Origin of the sequence: Streptomyces sp. C, assembly GCF_000158895.1 — a bacterium.
In the GTDB taxonomy this organism is placed as follows: Bacteria; Actinomycetota; Actinomycetes; order Streptomycetales; family Streptomycetaceae; genus Streptomyces; species Streptomyces racemochromogenes.
In genome coordinates this window covers 1,549,593-1,565,362 of record NZ_GG657750.1, presented here as the reverse complement: position 1 = coordinate 1,565,362, position 15,770 = coordinate 1,549,593, and the positions used below count along the sequence as shown (strand labels likewise).

Annotated in this window: 13 protein-coding genes, 1 tRNA gene and 1 pseudogene; 9 read left to right on the top strand and 6 right to left on the bottom strand. The window is 73.1% G+C overall.

All coding sequences use genetic code 11. The features are described 5' to 3' along the window. Window positions 1–296 precede the first annotated feature (296 nt). Both SSNG_RS06855 and SSNG_RS06850 read left to right on the top strand, forming a co-directional pair. Entirely contained in the window at window positions 297–770 is a 474-nt protein-coding gene (locus tag SSNG_RS06855; RefSeq protein WP_007263082.1) for an SRPBCC family protein, read from the top strand. 38 nt (window positions 771–808) lie between these two features. Next, window positions 809–880: transfer RNA gene (locus SSNG_RS06850), tRNA-Val, on the top strand. An 88-nt stretch (window positions 881–968) separates the two neighbouring features. Here SSNG_RS06850 and SSNG_RS06845 read toward each other — a convergent pair. Next, window positions 969–1,694 carry a 3'-5' exonuclease gene (locus tag SSNG_RS06845; RefSeq protein ID WP_007263081.1) on the bottom strand — a complete coding sequence of 242 codons (726 nt, stop codon included), beginning with the start codon at window positions 1,692–1,694 and terminating at the stop codon, window positions 969–971. Between the two features lie 230 nt (window positions 1,695–1,924). Here SSNG_RS06845 and SSNG_RS06840 point away from each other — a divergent pair, with 230 nt between their 5' ends. Further along, window positions 1,925–2,503, top strand: coding sequence for a DUF4365 domain-containing protein (locus SSNG_RS06840; RefSeq protein ID WP_007263080.1), 579 nt, complete (start codon window positions 1,925–1,927; stop codon window positions 2,501–2,503). Further along, window positions 2,503–3,711: pseudogene (locus SSNG_RS43570) on the top strand (hypothetical protein). The gene SSNG_RS06840 and the pseudogene SSNG_RS43570 overlap by 1 nt, the downstream one beginning before the upstream one ends. Window positions 3,712–3,835: 124 nt before the next feature. On the opposite strand, the gene SSNG_RS06830 reads toward SSNG_RS43570, so the two are convergent. Both SSNG_RS06830 and SSNG_RS06825 read right to left on the bottom strand, forming a co-directional pair. Further along, entirely contained in the window at window positions 3,836–4,543 is a 708-nt protein-coding gene (locus tag SSNG_RS06830; RefSeq protein ID WP_007263078.1) for a hypothetical protein, read from the bottom strand. Window positions 4,544–4,618: 75 nt separating this feature from the next. Then, window positions 4,619–5,086, bottom strand: coding sequence for a GNAT family N-acetyltransferase (locus tag SSNG_RS06825; protein ID WP_007263077.1), 468 nt, complete (start codon window positions 5,084–5,086; stop codon window positions 4,619–4,621). A 464-nt stretch (window positions 5,087–5,550) separates the two neighbouring features. Here SSNG_RS06825 and thrS point away from each other — a divergent pair, with 464 nt between their 5' ends. Both thrS and SSNG_RS06815 read left to right on the top strand, forming a co-directional pair. Next, complete coding sequence (gene thrS, locus SSNG_RS06820) at window positions 5,551–7,527, top strand: threonine--tRNA ligase (RefSeq protein ID WP_007263076.1); 1,977 nt, start codon at window positions 5,551–5,553, stop codon at window positions 7,525–7,527. Between the two features lie 105 nt (window positions 7,528–7,632). Further along, window positions 7,633–8,193, top strand: a complete 561-nt coding sequence (locus SSNG_RS06815; RefSeq protein WP_007263075.1) for an HIT domain-containing protein — start codon at window positions 7,633–7,635, stop codon at window positions 8,191–8,193. 30 nt (window positions 8,194–8,223) lie between these two features. Here SSNG_RS06815 and SSNG_RS06810 read toward each other — a convergent pair whose 3' ends face one another. From SSNG_RS06810 to SSNG_RS06800, 3 genes are all read right to left on the bottom strand, one after another. Further along, window positions 8,224–8,625, bottom strand: a complete 402-nt coding sequence (locus tag SSNG_RS06810) for a DUF1992 domain-containing protein (protein ID WP_007263074.1) — start codon at window positions 8,623–8,625, stop codon at window positions 8,224–8,226. Window positions 8,626–8,666: 41 nt separating this feature from the next. Further along, window positions 8,667–10,349, bottom strand: coding sequence for a hypothetical protein (locus SSNG_RS06805; protein ID WP_007263073.1), 1,683 nt, complete (start codon window positions 10,347–10,349; stop codon window positions 8,667–8,669). A gap of 211 nt (window positions 10,350–10,560) precedes the next feature. After that, window positions 10,561–12,765, bottom strand: a complete 2,205-nt coding sequence (locus SSNG_RS06800; protein ID WP_007263072.1) for an elongation factor G-like protein EF-G2 — start codon at window positions 12,763–12,765, stop codon at window positions 10,561–10,563. 254 nt (window positions 12,766–13,019) lie between these two features. Here SSNG_RS06800 and pgsA point away from each other — a divergent pair, with 254 nt between their 5' ends. Genes pgsA through SSNG_RS06785 form a run of 3 tightly spaced genes read left to right on the top strand, consistent with a single transcriptional unit; the run spans window position 13,020 to window position 15,753 of the window. Beyond that, window positions 13,020–13,688 (top strand): phosphatidylinositol phosphate synthase, encoded by a 669-nt coding sequence (gene pgsA / locus SSNG_RS06795; RefSeq protein WP_042800644.1) that lies wholly within the window; start codon window positions 13,020–13,022, stop codon window positions 13,686–13,688. Continuing rightward, window positions 13,688–14,590 (top strand): phosphatidylinositol mannoside acyltransferase, encoded by a 903-nt coding sequence (locus SSNG_RS06790; RefSeq protein ID WP_042800643.1) that lies wholly within the window; start codon window positions 13,688–13,690, stop codon window positions 14,588–14,590. Before pgsA ends, SSNG_RS06790 begins: the two co-directional genes overlap by 1 nt. Further along, window positions 14,590–15,753, top strand: coding sequence for a glycosyltransferase family 4 protein (locus tag SSNG_RS06785; protein WP_007263069.1), 1,164 nt, complete (start codon window positions 14,590–14,592; stop codon window positions 15,751–15,753). The genes SSNG_RS06790 and SSNG_RS06785 overlap by 1 nt, the downstream gene beginning before the upstream one ends. Window positions 15,754–15,770 lie beyond the last annotated feature (17 nt).

Sequence of the window (15,770 nt, the reverse complement as noted above, 5' to 3'; positions counted from 1 at the left end):
CCGAACGGCGCGGCCGGCCCGAACTGCCCCGACGGCACCGGCTGCGCCGCCAGGAGCCGCAGCAGCCAGTCCCGCCGGGCCAGCAAGTACCCGCGCCGGGCCTCCAGTCGGGCCAGCTCGCCGTCGATGAGCGCCAGCTCGTGAGCCGGCGGAAGGGGGGAGTCCATAGCCGGAGTGTGGTGCCCGTCACGCCATCAGGACATGGGCGTGCGTACTCAGATCGCCGCTGAGTAGCTACTCGGCGGACTCCGCGGAACACCCCGCACCCCCGCGCCCCGGCGGGCCAGACTGGAACCATGCCGCGCTGGACGCACTACCGCTTCCGCAGCGTGTGGGACCTCGACGCCCCGCCCGCGCTCGTCTACTCCCTGCTCGCCGACCCCGCCCGCTACCCGGACTGGTGGCCCCAGGTCCGCCGGGCCGAGCGGCTCGACGGGCGCACCGGGACCGTGCTGATCCGCTCGGTCCTCCCGTACGGGATCCGCGTCACCGTCACCGACCTGCTCCACGACCCGGCCCGCGGAGTCCTCGAAGCGGGCCTGGACGGTGACATCGAAGGCTGGGCGCGCTGGACCGTACGCCCCCGGGGCGCGGCCGGCGCCGCCCGCACGCGGGCGGTCTACGAGCAGGAGGTCGAGGTGCGGGCCGCCCTGCTGCGGAGGTTCGCGCTCGCCGGCCGGCCGCTGTTCCGGCTCAACCACGCGCTGATGATGCGGGCCGGACGGCGCGGCCTGCGGGCCCTGCTGGCCGCCCCGCCCGAAGCGGTTTGATCCGGCCCCGAGGCTCTTGTATTGTTCAGTGCGTTCCCGGGCGATTAGCTCAGCGGGAGAGCACTTCGTTCACACCGAAGGGGTCACTGGTTCGATCCCAGTATCGCCCACCGGGACAGGCCGGTCCGTCTGATGACGGACCGGCCTTCCGCATTTCCCGGCCCCCGGCCCCCGCCCCCCGGGCCCGCGCCCGTCGCGTCAGGCGGCCTGCGGCAGCTCCGGCCGCAGCGGCCAGTGCGGATCCACGGCCTCCGGAGTGCCCTGCCGGGCGAACCACGCCTGCAGCCCCCGCGCCTGTGCCGCGTGCCACACCGCCTGGAGCGTGTGCAGCTCCGCCGGGGTCAGCCGCTCCAGCCGCGCCGCGAACCGGCGCCCGACCGCCCGTACGACCTCCAGCGCCGCCTGCGCGTCCGCCGAGGCGTCGTGCGCCCCCTCCAGCTCTATCCCGTAGTGCGCGCACAGGTCCGTCAGCGTGCGGCGGCCCTTGCGGTAGCGGTCCAGGTGCTTGTCCAGGACCCGCGGATCCAGCACCGTCAGCGGCCTGTTGTCCAGGTACCGCGCCAGCGTCGACGCCCGGTGCCGGCGCAACTCGCGGTCCAGCAGCGTCAGGTCGAACGGCGCGTTCATCACCACCACCGGCCGCCCCGCCATCCGCTGCTCGCCCAGCGCCCGCGCTATCTCCTCCACCACCGGCGCCGGCCACCGGCCGTTGCGCTGGAGGTGCTCGTCGGTCAGGCCGTGCACTTCCGTGGCGCCCGGCGGCACCGGAACGCCGGGATTGACCAGCCACCGAGTGGAGCGGACCCGGCCGCCCGCACACTCCTGCACGACGAGCGCGGCGGACACGATCCGGTCCTGCTCGACGTCCACCCCGGTGGTCTCCGTGTCGAAAGCGGCCAGCGGCCCCTCGTACCAGCGTGTCATGGCGAACTCCTCGTCCCCGGTCGGCGGATGGGCCGCACCGGGCACCTCCGCCCCATGACGCGCCGACCCCCGCCGAATCCGTGATACCCGTCCCGTTTGCCCCGTACGCCGTTTGGCGGCAGCCGGGTACGGAGACAACTCCCTCGGGGGGGCGCACGCATGACCGGTCGTCACCCCGCCATTCCCGTTCACCGTTCACGGCAGGGCCCGGAAGGCATGGGGAGCCGGCCATGGCGCTCACACAGCCCGAACCGGGCGGGGTGCTGCACGGACAGGGCGATCCGCGGACCGGACCGCTGCGCGGCACACTCGCCACCACCGCCTGCATGGAGACCCTCCAGGTGGGCTACCTGCACGCCGTAGCGGCCGCCGCAGGCTGCTCGCTCTCCCAGCCCTTCCCCGACAACGGCGTCGACTGGCACGTCAGCCACGGCGCGCCCGAGCACGTCGTCGACGACGAGGTGACCATCAAGGTGCAGCTCAAGGCGACCTACCAGATACCGCCCCGCCCGGCCGGGGCGAGCTTCGGCTTCACCCTGGACAACGAGCACCTGGTGAAGCTGGCGCGGACACCCGTCGCCGTCCACAAGATCCTCGTGGTGATGCTCGTACCGCGGCAGCGGGACCAGTGGCTGAGCGCCGGCCACGACCGGCTCGACCTGCGGCACTGCTGCTACTGGACCAACCTCGCCGGTCACCCCGTGACCGGCCGGCGCCGCACCACCGTACGGATCCCCACCGAGCGGATCTTCGACGACCGGGCGCTGTGCGAGATCATGACCCGGGTCGGGTCGGGAGGGACACCCTGATGGACCGGTACCCCGCGCACCTCGAACCGCTGCCACGCCCCGGACCCGCCCCCGGCACCCCCGACCCCGGGCAGGTCGACCCGCAGGTCCTCGGCGCCCTGCTGCACCGGCACGGCTGGCTGCGCCGGGGCGGGGCGGCGGGCCGCTACGGGCGCTGGACCCCGCCCGACCGGGCCGGGACCAGCCTGCTCGTCCCCGAGAGCCGGGGCTTCCCCGACTGCGCCGACCTGGTGGAGGAGGCGCTCACCGCGCTGTCCCGCAGCGGGGTGCCGTCCGCGCGGGAGGTGCTCCTCGGGCTGAGCGTGCCCAGCGACGAGGTCCGCTGGGAACGGGAGGTCCCGCAAGGGCCGGACGGCTTCCAGGGCGAGGCCGCCTGGCCCGCGCAGGAGCGGCTGCGCTCGGCCGCCCGCCGGCTGCTGCTGGCCGGGCCCTCCCCGACCGCGCCCGCGCCGGGTACTACGGACCGCCCAGCCGGGCACAGGCCGAACGCTTCCTGGACGGGTGCTGGATGAGACCCAACACACAGAACAGAGCAGCAAGACTAGCCGCGTACGTGCCCGTGCCGAGGGGCGCGAGACGGTGACGCGCTGCACACGCGCTGCACGCGACACGGGAAAAAAAAACCGAAGAACACCCCCCCCCAAAAAAGACCTTTGACGCCACGGTGGCGGCGAGGGTCAACAAGCCGGGAGCTCGCCGAGGCGCTGGTCTCCCTGGTCCGGGGCTCCGAAGGGGCCCGGATCGGGCTGGCCTGGGCACCGGCGGCCGGGGTCCCGGCCGGGTGCGCGGCCCGGCCCGAGCCGGTGGAGTTCTCGCCGGGCGACCTGCCGGTGCTGCGCGAGGCCGCCGCCCGCTACACGCGGGCCGAGCCGGCCGTCCCCGTGCGGCTCGCGGGGGCCGTGGTCCGGATGCGGCGCTCGGCGTCGGGCGGCGGGGGGACGGTCCGGCTGCGGGTGCTGTCCGGCGCGGACGTCCCGTACGTACGGGCCGCGCTCGACGAGGAGGGCTACCGGACCGCCGTCCACGCCCACCTGGCCGGCATGCCGGTCCGGGTCAGCGGCCGGCTCTCCCGCCGGGGCGGCTTCCGCAGGCTGGCGCGGGCCTCGGACGTGACGCCGGTCCCGCTCGACGAGATGGAGCGGGACCGGCTGATGAAGTCCCTGGACGCGGCCTACGACGCGGAGGACGTGCTCCCCACCGACGACTGAGGCCGAGCTCCCCACCGACGACCAAGGCCGTGTCTCCTTCGGATCTTGCCGGGCGGCGCGGGTCCGGGCGCACCTCCCGGCGGTAGCCGGGGGAGCGAGATCCGCAAGAGACGGCCTGGACGGCCTAGGGAGCGACCGGTGCCGCGGTGTCCGGGCTCTTCGGGGGCTTGGTGCCGACCAGGGTGTCGACCGGGTCGCCCCGCTCGACGGTGACCGGGACGCCGGCGATCTTCTCCAGGCGGGCCTTCAGTTCCTCCGACGCGGCGCCCGCCTCGGTGCTGGTCACCACGACGCCCGACGCGTCCCGGGCCGCCGAGAAGGTGTACAGCGGGAAGGCCGTCCGGCCCTGGTCGGCGGTGAGGCGCTCCACCGCGGCCGTGAGCGCGCGGTGCGTGTAGCGGCTCAGGTAGAGGTCGGCGCGCCCCGGGTCGACGGAGGGGTCGGCCTTCCGGGCGGCCTCCAGGAGCAGGCGGCCCCGGGCGAGGTCGGTCACGCACACCGCGACCCGGCCGGCGGGCCGGTCGGTGGAGAGGGTGCCGTACACGTCCGCGAAGGCCCCGTAACCCTGGGCGCCGACGGCCTGCGACAGTTTCGCGGCCTCGGGCGTGTTCGCGGGGGTCCCGTCGATGGTGGTGGGCGGCGCGCCCGGCTCGGAGCGGTCGGCCCCCGGGCAGGCCGGCGCCCCGCCCGCGGACGGCGACGCCGAGGGCGGTACGGACAACGGCGCGGGCGGCGCCGGCGGTCTGGCCGCGGCGCCGGGACCGGCGGCGGCCCCGCAGCCGGTGAGCAGCGCGGCGGCGATGCAGGTGAGCGTGACTGCGGTACGGCGCATGATTCCTCGTTCCCCCTGGGTCCCCTGTGCTTCGGGCGCCCCTGGGACGCACCCGCCCGCCGACCGGTTCCCCCGTTACCGGGTTCCGGCCAACGTGAAGGAGGCCATCCGCAGGCCCGGGGCGGGGGAGAAGTCCGGGCCGCGGGTGAAGCCGAGGCGCTCGTACAGGGCGACCGCCGGGGTGTTGGCCGCGCCCGTGGTGACTTCGACCGGGCGGCCCGGGAAGAGCTCCGCCAGGGCGTGGCGCACCAGCAGCGAGGCGACGCCCCGGCGGAACCAGGCCGGGTCCACGCACAGCCGGTCGACGGACACGCCGTCCCGCGTCTCCTCCCAGGCCAGGAAGCCCGCGACGGCGCCCGCCTCCGTCACCGCGCCCAGCCAGCGCAGCGGACGCGCCCGCATCGCCTCCAGGCCCTCGCCGAGCGCCGGGATGCCGTCGAAGCCGATCAGTTCCGCCTCGACGGCGTACGCGGCCAGGCCGATCCGGTGCACGGCGGCGGACGTCGCGTCGTCGGCGAGGTCCAGCGGGCGGGGCTGCGGCATCGCGGGCCGCTCCTTTCGGGGTCGGGCGGGCACGGCCACGCTACCCGCGCCGGGACGGCGGGCCGGGGGAATTTTCCGCCCCGTGCCCCCGCCGGCCCGGCCTGGCGCCCGCCCTGCAGGCCTGGCGCCCGCCGCCCGCTGTCCGCTCTGGCGGCCCGGGTGCCCGCGCCGGCCCGGCCCGGTGTCCGCCCTGGCGGCCCGGTGTCCGCCCTGGCGGCGTGGCGCCCGACACCGCGGCGGCCCGGTGTCCGTCCAGCCGGCCAGTGCCCGCCCCGGCGGCCCGGCGCCCGCCCCGGTGGGGCGCGTCCGCCCGGCCCGCAGGGCCGGAAGCCGGGCCCCGGGGGTCGGTCTAGCGGCCGGGCCCGGGGCCGCCCCCGTTAACCGTTTCGCGGCGCAGCCACTCGGCTCGGTACGATTCAGGCGCGCAGCGTTCGCCTGCGTGCCCCCTGAGTCAGGAGAGACCGGTGTCAGACGTCCGTGTGATCATCCAACGCGATTCCGAGCGGGACGAGCGCGTGGTGGCCACGGGCACTACGGCGGCGGAGCTCTTCGCCGGCGAGCGCACCATCGTCGCCGCGCGCATCGCCGGTGAGCTGAAGGACCTCTCGTACGAGGTGAAGGACGGCGAGACCGTCGAGCCGGTGGAGATCTCCTCCGAGGACGGCCTCAACATCCTGCGCCACTCGACCGCGCACGTCATGGCGCAGGCCGTGCAGGAGCTGTTCCCCGAGGCCAAGCTGGGCATCGGCCCGCCGGTCCGCGACGGCTTCTACTACGACTTCGACGTCGCCAAGCCCTTCACTCCCGATGACCTCAAGACCATCGAGAAGAAGATGCAGGAGATCCAGAAGCGGGGCCAGAAGTTCGCCCGCCGCGTGGTCTCCGACGAGGCCGCCCGCGAGGAGCTCGCGGACGAGCCGTACAAGCTGGAGCTCATCGGCATCAAGGGCTCCGCGTCGACCGACGACGGCGCGAACGTCGAGGTGGGCGGCGGCGAGCTGACCATCTACGACAACCTGGACGCCAAGACCGGCGAGCTGTGCTGGAAGGACCTCTGCCGTGGTCCCCACCTGCCCACCACCCGCAACATCCCGGCGTTCAAGCTGATGCGCAACGCGGCCGCCTACTGGCGCGGCAGCGAGAAGAACCCGATGCTCCAGCGCATCTACGGCACCGCCTGGCCCTCGAAGGAGGAGCTGAAGGCGCACCTCGACTTCCTCGCCGAGGCCGAGAAGCGCGACCACCGCAAGCTCGGCAACGAGCTCGACCTCTTCTCCATCCCGGACGAGATCGGCTCCGGCCTCGCCGTCTTCCACCCGCGCGGCGGCATCATCCGCCGGGTGATGGAGGACTACTCGCGCCGCCGGCACGAGGAGGAGGGCTACGAGTTCGTCTACTCCCCGCACGCCACCAAGGGCGCCCTCTTCGAGAAGAGCGGCCACCTGGACTGGTACGCGGAGGGCATGTACCCCCCCATGCAGCTCGACGGTGGTACCGACTACTACCTCAAGCCCATGAACTGCCCGATGCACAACCTGATCTTCGACGCGCGCGGCCGCTCCTACCGTGAGCTCCCGCTGCGCCTGTTCGAGTTCGGCACCGTGTACCGGTACGAGAAGTCGGGCGTGGTCCACGGCCTGACCCGCGCCCGGGGCTTCACCCAGGACGACGCGCACATCTACTGCACCCGCGAGCAGATGGCCGAGGAACTCGACCGCACGCTCACCTTCGTGCTGAACCTGCTGCGCGACTACGGCCTGACCGACTTCTACCTGGAGCTGTCCACCAAGGACCCGGAGAAGTTCGTCGGCTCGGACGAGGTCTGGGAGGAGGCCACCGCGGTCCTCCAGCAGGTCGCCGAGAAGCAGGGCCTCCCGCTGACCCCCGACCCGGGCGGCGCGGCCTTCTACGGCCCGAAGATCTCCGTGCAGGCGCGCGACGCCATCGGCCGCACCTGGCAGATGTCGACCGTCCAGCTGGACTTCAACCTGCCGGAGCGCTTCGACCTGGAGTACACCGGCCCGGACGGCTCCCGCCAGCGCCCCGTCATGATCCACCGCGCGCTGTTCGGCTCCATCGAGCGGTTCTTCGCGGTGCTGCTGGAGCACTACGCGGGCGCCATGCCGCCGTGGCTGGCCCCGGTCCAGGCGGTCGGCATCCCGATCGGCGACGGCCACGTGGAGTACCTCCAGGAGTTCGCCGCCGCGGCGAAGAAGCAGGGCCTGCGGGTCGAGGTCGACGCGTCCTCCGACCGGATGCAGAAGAAGATCCGCAACCACCAGAAGCTCAAGGTCCCGTTCATGATCATCGTCGGTGACGAGGACATGGCCGCGGGCACCGTCTCCTTCCGCTACCGCGACGGTTCGCAGGAGAACGGCATCCCGAAGGACGAGGCGCTGGCGAAGCTGGCCAAGGTCGTCGCCGACCGCGTCCAGGTCTGATCCGGCCCGACGAGGGTCTGATCCAGGCCTGACCGGCCGACGAGCGGGGCCCCCGGAAAGCGATCACTTTCCGGGGGCCCCGCTCGTTCCTCCGGACGAGGTCATATGCTGCATGGCATGACGATTGAGCCGGAGCGGCAGAACGGTGTGGGCACGCACGACGGGTTCCAGCGCCTGTGGACCCCCCATCGGATGGCCTACATCCAGGGCGAGAACAAGCCGACCGGCCCGGAGGCCGGGGACGGCTGCCCCTTCTGCGGGATTCCGGAGATGTCGGACCAGGACGGTCTGGTCGTCGCGAGGGGAAAGCACGTCTACGCGGTGCTGAACCTCTACCCCTACAACGGCGGCCACCTCATGGTCGTCCCGTACCGGCACGTCGCCGACTACACGGAGCTCGACGGGCCGGAGACGGCCGAGCTGGCGGACCTGACCAAGCGGGCCATGGTCGCGCTGCGCAAGGCCTCCGGGGCGCACGGCTTCAACATCGGCATGAACCAGGGCACGGCCGCCGGCGCCGGCATCGCCGCGCACCTGCACCAGCACATCGTGCCCCGCTGGGGCGGGGACACGAACTTCATGCCCATCGTCGGCCACACGCGGGTCCTGCCGCAACTGCTCGCGGACACGCGCCAGATGCTCGCCGACGCCTGGCCGGACGACTGACGCGACCCGGTCTGCCCGCAAGGCCCCCCGTCAGCTCGTACGGCCCTCCCGGCGCTCGGCCAGGACCGCCTCCACGTCGAACTCGGCGAGGCCGAGCGGCGGGCCCGGCGGGGGCCGGCGCAGGGCCGTGCGGATCTTCTCGTTGACCTCCGCCAGGACCTCCCGGGCCCGGCGCTCCGTCGGGGCCGCCAGGGCCGCCTCCCGGGCGTCCTCGGCCTCCTTGCGCAGCGCCAGCGCCGGGGGCAGCGTGGCGAAGCCCTCGCCGTGCAGCTTGCGCCTGATCCACCACATCTCGTCGTACGGGGCGTCCAGCGAGGCCATCGGCTTGCCCCAGCCCGGCAGCTTCTCGAACTCGCCCCGGTCGGCGGCCTCTCGGATCTGCCGGTCCACGAAGGACTCGAAGCTGATCCCCGGCGGCTTGCGCTCGGTCATGACGGCTCCTCCCCGGGGCGGCCGGTACTCCTCCAGCCTACCTACGCGTCGTAGACGTCCGCCTTGCGCGGCGCAGGCTCCTGGATGAGACCGTTCATGATCGAGGAGCGGTTGGTGAAGGCCGCGGTGTCCACGCCGTTCTCCTCCAGCACCTTGAACGTGGCCGTGTGCACCGACCGCAGCACGGGGGCCACGGTGCGCAGGGCGTCGTCCGCCATGAAGCGGTGGCGCCACATGGAGCCCGCCCAGACGTGCCGCAGGCCGAAGGGCTCGGGCAGGACCAGCTTGCCGCCGAAGTACTCCAGCAGCGGCGGGTACCAGGTCAGCGGGGCGCGCGCGGCGAGGCGTACCACCTCCATGGTGTCCACCAGCGGCAGCGGGCGCTCCACCGTCTCCCAGAAGCGGATGGACTTGGGGACCTCGATCACCGGCGCCTTGGACTTGGTGGTGAAGAGGCCGTGCACCGGGCCGAGGGCGTGGGCGGTGACGTCCACGCGCAGCGTCTTGTAGAGGACGGTGACGGTGACCAGCATCGTGATGACGAGCTGGCCGTCCCAGAGCGGGTACTGGATGCCGAGGTAGTGCCGGTTGCCGGCGCTGAACTGCTGCTCGTTGCAGATCCGGGTGATCTCGTGCGGCTTGACCAGGAAGGTGTCGACGTCCTCGCCGCTGGGGCGGGCCACTTCGGCTGCGCCCTCCCCGACGGGGGTGACGATCCAGTGCTGGAGGGAGGCGGGCGGGAAGCCGCCGGTGTGCAGGGGGCCGCGCTCCAGCTTGCGCAGCTGCGCGTCGATCGCGCGTATGACGTCCCAGCTGCGGAAGGGGTGGATCTCGTGCCCGTCCGTCTTGGGGTTGAGCTCCTCGGCCATCTGCCAGCTGCCCCAGCGGGTGCCCATGCCGAGGATGCCCTTGGGGCCGGCGTAGAAGACGGAGTTGCTGCGGTTCTCGGCGGTCAGCTTCGCCAGCTGGTGGCGCAGGTCCTCGCGGGCCTTCTCGTCGGGGTTGCCGGGGACCGCCTCGGGGATCTTGGCGGCGACGGGGGCGCCGCCGCCGAGCAGGCCGTCCCAGCGGGAGCGCAGGTCGGCGGCGGTGTTCTCGCAGATCCGGCGGGCCAGGTACCAGCCGAGGACGGGGGCGACGAGCGCGCCGAGCAGGTAGAGCTCCAGCAGGCCGCTGCCGGGCTGGCGGTACACCACCCGGTAGAGCAGGACGGCGCCGACGAGGACCACGCCGACGAGCAGGGCGGTGCCGATCCAGGTGCTCTTCCTGCCCCCGCCCTTGGACAGGGTCTTGCGCAGCTGGAAGAGACCGAGCCAGAGCAGCAGTCCGGGCAGGAACACGATGCCGCTGACCAGCATGATCAGGCGCAGTTTGCGGTCGCGTTCCTTGCGGATGCGGGAGGCGGCCAGGCAGTGCTCGACGACGGTCTGCGGGTCGGCGCCGAAGGACTGGATGAGCGGTTTGCGGCCGGCGCCCAGGGTGCGGGCCTCGACGGCGCGGCAGAAGGCCTCGCCGAGGTTGGGTTCGAGGAGGGAGATCTTCGGGGCCTTGACCGAGGCCGGGTGGTTCTCGCTGTTCGCCCCGAGTATGGAGGACAGGGCGGTGTCCTTGCCGCCGTCGCGGTACGCGGCGGAGGCGAGGGCGTTGGTCGCCGCGGTCTGGCCGCCGCCCCCCTGGAGAGGAATCTGTGCTCCGGGCCTGAAGTCGAAACCGTCGTCCGCCACCGCTGCCCCCATCGCCGTGCCACTGTGCTCTTTGCCCGTGGTGCCGTCGTGCTAGTCGTGCGCCGCCGCGATCGGCGGCGTGTCGCGCTCCGTTGTGGTCCGTTGTGCTCTCCGTCGCGCCGAAGAGCCTATATGCGTACTCGTCCCCATGGTCATGGGACAGGGAAATACCGCCCACCGCAAGCCGGTTGGGTGGGCGGTATCCGGGGTGCTATGTCAACTGGCTTCCCTTCTCCGCCTGTTCGCGCATCTTGTCCGCGAGGTGCGGCGGCATGGGCTCGTGCCGGGCGTACGCGCGGCTGAAGCGGCCCGTGCCGTGGGAGACGGAGCGCAGGTCCACGGCGTAGCGGCCGATCTCGATCTCGGGGATCTCGGCGCGCACCCGGGACCGGCCGGGGCCGGCCTGTTCGGTGCCGACGACGCGGCCGCGACGGCCCGCGAGGTCGCTCATGACCGGGCCGACGTACTCGTCGGGGACCTCGACGTCGAGTTCCGCGACGGGCTCCAGCAGGTGGATCGGGATGTCGGCGGCGGCCTCGCGCAGGGCGAGGGCGCCGGCCGTCTGGAAGGCGGCGTCGGAGGAGTCCACCGAGTGCGCCTTGCCGTCGCGCAGGGTGATGCGTACGTCGACCAGCGGATAGCCGGCCGCGATGCCGCGGGCGGCCTGGGCCCGTACGCCCTTCTCGACGGACGGGATGAACTGGCGGGGGACGGCGCCGCCGACGACCTTGTCGACGAACTCGATGCCGCTGCCGGGCGGGAGGGGTTCGACCTCGATCTCGCAGATGGCGTACTGGCCGTGGCCCCCGGACTGCTTGACGTGGCGTCCGCGTCCGGCGGCCTTGGCACCGAAGGTCTCGCGGAGGCTGACCTTGTGGGGGACGGGGTCGACCTGGACGCCGTAGCGGGTCCCCAGCCGTTCCAGGACGAGGTCCTGGTGGGCCTCGCCGAGGCACCACAGGACGAGCTGGTGGGTGTGCGGGTTCTGTTCCAGCCGCAGGGTGGGGTCCTCGGCGACGAGGCGGGCCAGGCCCTGGGACAGCTTGTCCTCGTCGGCCTTGCTGTGCGCCTCGACGGCGAGGGGGAGCAGCGGTTCGGGCATCGGCCAGGGCTCCATCAGGAGCGGGGCGTCCTTGGCGGAGAGGGTGTCGCCGGTCTCGGCGCGGGTGAGTTTGGCCACGCAGGCGAGGTCGCCGGCGATGCAGGTGCCGAGGGTGCGCTGCTGTTTGCCGAAGGGGGAGGTGAGGCTGCCGATCCGTTCGTCGACGTCATGGTCCTCGTGCCCGCGGTCCTCCAGGCCGTGCCCCGACACGTGGACGGTCTCCTCGGGGCGGAGGGTGCCGGAGAAGACGCGGACGAGGGAGACGCGGCCGACGTAGGGGTCGGAGGAGGTCTTGACGACCTCGGCGAGGAGCGGCCCGGCCGGGTCGCAGGTGACGGCGGGGCGGGGGGAGCCGTCGGGGGCGGTGACGGCGACGGGGGCGCGTTCGGCGGGGGTGGGGAAGCCGCCGGTGATCAGTTCGAGGAGTTCCACCGTGCCCAGGCCCTGGCGGGCTCCGTCGGCGGCGGGGGCGGCCATCAGGACGGGGTGGAAGGTGCCACGGGCGACGGCCCGCTCCAGGTCGTCGATCAGCGTCTTGACGTCGATGTCCTCGCCGCCGAGGTAGCGGTCCATGAGGGTCTCGTCCTCGCTCTCGGCGATGATCCCCTCGATCAGGCGGGAGCGGGCGTCGTCGATGAGGGCGAGCTCGGCGGGGTCCGGGTCGCGTTCGGCGCGCTCGCCGGAGGTGTAGTCGTACACGCGGCGGGAGAGCAGGCCGAGCAGGCCGTGGACGGGGGCGTGGCCGTCGGGTCCGGCGGGTCCGTGCAGCGGGAGGTAGAGCGGGATGACGGCGTCCGGGTCGTCGGCGCCGAAGATCTCTCCGCACACGGCGGTCATCTGGGAGTAATCGGCGCGGGCTGCCTCCAAATGGGTGACGACGATGGCGCGCGGCATGCCGACGGCCTCGCATTCGTCCCAGACCATCCGGGTGGCCCCGTCGATCCCGTCGGAGGCGGAGACGACGAAGAGGGCCGCGTCCGCGGCGCGCAGACCGGCCCTGAGTTCCCCGACGAAGTCGGCGTATCCGGGGGTGTCCAGGATGTTGATCTTTATTCCGGCCCATTCGACGGGGACCAGGGACAGCTGGACGGAGCGCTGGCGGCGGTGCTCGATCTCGTCGTAGTCCGAGACCGTGCTCCCGTCCTCGACCCGTCCGGCCCGGTTCACGGCCCCCGCGGTGAGGGCCAGGGCTTCGACCAGCGTGGTCTTCCCGGCGCCGCTGTGGCCGACCAGCACGACGTTCCGTACGGAATCGGGGCGGTCGGCCGTCAGTGCCCTGCCGGCGGCTCCGGCTTGGTGTGATGTGGCTCCCATGCTTCTCGTGCCTCCTGGTGTCGCGGTGAGGAGGGTGATCGGGGTCCTTCGAGCTTTGCACTGCCGTCACACTGCGTCCATACGTGGTACCGGCCACGGTCGGCTGCGCGGCGGGAGGGTGACGAGGGACCGTGGCGGGGAGGGAGCCGGAGCGAACCGGTGGGTGCGCGGCACTGCGGGCGCGGGGCGCTGGCTACGATGGGCCAGCCGGTGGCCGTGGTGGCCCCTCGGCCCAGCGACCCTCTGGGAAGGCCATGCTGAACAAGTACGCGCGTGCGTTCTTCACGCGTGTTCTCACGCCGTTCGCCGCATTTCTCCTGCGCCGGGGGGTGAGTCCGGACGCCGTCACCCTCATCGGCACCGCCGGAGTGGTGGCCGGAGCGCTGGTCTTCTTCCCCCGGGGCGAGCTCTTCTGGGGAACGATCACCATCACCCTCTTCGTCTTCTCCGACCTGGTGGACGGCAACATGGCCCGCCAGGCCGGCAGCTCCAGCCGGTGGGGCGCGTTCCTCGACTCCACGCTCGACCGGGTGGCCGACGCGGCGATCTTCGGCGGACTCGCGCTCTGGTACGCGGGCCTGGGCGACGACAACGTGCTGTGCGCGGTGGCGATCTTCTGCCTGGCCAGCGGCCAGGTGGTCTCGTACACGAAGGCCCGCGGCGAGGCGATCGGACTGCCGGTCGCCGTCAACGGGCTCGTCGAGCGCGCCGAGCGCCTGGTGATCTCCCTGGTCGCGGCCGGTCTGTCCGGGCTGCAGACCTTCGGCGTGCCGTCGTGGATCGGGGTGCTGCTGCCGGTCGCGCTGTGGGTCGTCGCGGCGGGCTCGCTGGTCACGCTGGTCCAGCGGGTGGTCACCGTCCGCCGCGAGGCGGCCGAGGCCGACGCGGCGGCCGCCGCCGGTGCCGAAGGCGGCGCGCTCTGATGGGCAAGGCGCAGGACAAGCTGGTCGACGGGCTGTACGGGCTCGGCTGGGCGGGCGTGAAGAAGCTGCCCGAGCCGGCGGCGGTGGCCCTCGGCCGCAAGATCGCCGACACGGCGTGGAAGCGGCGCGGCAAGAGCGTGCTGCGGCTGGAGTCCAACCTCGCCCGGGTGGTGCCCGACGCGAGCCCCGAGCGGCTGCGCGAGCTGTCGCACGCGGGCATGCGTTCGTACATGCGCTACTGGATGGAGTCCTTCCGGCTGCCGGCCATGGACCCGAAGCGGTTCGGCGAGGACGTCCAGCTGGAGGACGACCACCTCCTGCGCGAGGCGCTCGCCTCCGGCCGCGGGGTCATCGCCGCCCTGCCGCACCTGGCCAACTGGGACCTCGCCGGCGCGTGGGTCACCGGCCACCTCGGCCTCCCCTTCACCACCGTCGCCGAGCGCCTCAAGCCCGAGTCCCTCTACGACCGCTTCGTCGCCTACCGGGAGAGCCTGGGCATGGAGGTCCTGCCGCACAACGGCGGCGCCTCCTTCGGCACCCTGGCCCGCCGGCTGCGCTCCGGCGGGCTGATCTGCCTGGTCGCCGACCGGGACCTGTCGGCCTCCGGGGTCGAGGTGGACTTCTTCGGCTCCCGGGCCCGGATGCCCGCCGGCCCCGCGCTGCTGGCGCAGCAGACCGGGGCGGTGCTGCTGCCGGTCACCCTGTACTACGGCGACACCCCGAAGATGTACGGCCGCTTCCACCCCGCGGTGGAGGTGCCGGAGCAGGGCACGCGGACGGAGAAGACCGCCGTCATGACCCAGGCGGTGGCGGACGCCTTCGCGTCGGGCATCGCGGAGCACCCGGAGGACTGGCACATGCTGCAGCGGCTGTGGCTCGACGACCTGGAGGAGCGCCCGTAGTGAAGATCGGCATCGTGTGCCCGTACTCGTGGGACGTGCCGGGCGGCGTCCAGTTCCACATCCGCGACCTGGCCGAGCACCTGATCCGCCAGGGCCACGAGGTGTCGGTGCTGGCCCCGGCGGACGACGAGACCCCGCTGCCCCCGTACGTGGTCTCGGCGGGACGGGCGGTGCCGGTGCCCTACAACGGGTCCGTCGCCCGGCTGAACTTCGGCTTCCTCTCCGCCGCCCGGGTGCGCCGCTGGCTGCACGAGGGCGTCTTCGACGTCATCCACATCCACGAGCCCGCCTCGCCCTCGCTCGGCCTGCTGTCCTGCTGGGCGGCCCAGGGCCCGATCGTGGCGACGTTCCACACCTCCAACCCCCGCTCGCGCGCGATGATCGCCGCGTACCCGATCCTCCAGCCGGCACTGGAGAAGATCAGCGCCCGGATCGCGGTGAGCGAGTACGCCCGCCGCACCCTCGTCGAACACCTGGGCGGGGACGCGGTGGTCATCCCCAACGGCGTCGACGTCGACTTCTTCGCCAAGGCCGACCCCAACCCCGAATGGTCCGGGCAGACCCTCGGCTTCATCGGCCGCATCGACGAACCCCGCAAGGGCCTCCCGGTGCTGATGGCCGCCTTCCCCGCCATCGTGGAGGCCTGCCCGGACGTACGCCTGCTCGTGGCCGGCCGCGGCGACGAGGAGGAGGCCGTGGCCTCCCTCCCGGAACACCTGCGCTCCCGCGTGGAGTTCCTCGGCATGGTCTCCGACGAGGACAAGGCCCGCCTGCTGCGCAGCGTGGACGTCTACGTCGCCCCCAACACCGGCGGCGAGAGCTTCGGCATCATCCTCGTCGAGGCCCTCTCGGCGGGCGCCGCCGTCCTCGCCTCGGACCTCGACGCCTTCGCCCAGGTCCTGGACCAGGGCGCGGCGGGCGAACTGTTCGCCAACGAGGACGCCGCCTCCCTGGCCGCGGCGGCGACCGCCCTCCTCCACGACCCGGCCCGCCGCGCGGAACTGAGCGCCCGCGGCTCGGCGCACGTACGCCGCTTCGACTGGTCGACGGTGGGCGCGGACATCCTGGCGGTCTACGAAACGGTCACCGCGGGCGCGGCGGCCGTGGCCACCGACGAACGCGTCCCCCTCCGCACCCGCCTGGGCTTCACGCGGGACACGTAGGGGCCCGTAGCGGGTAG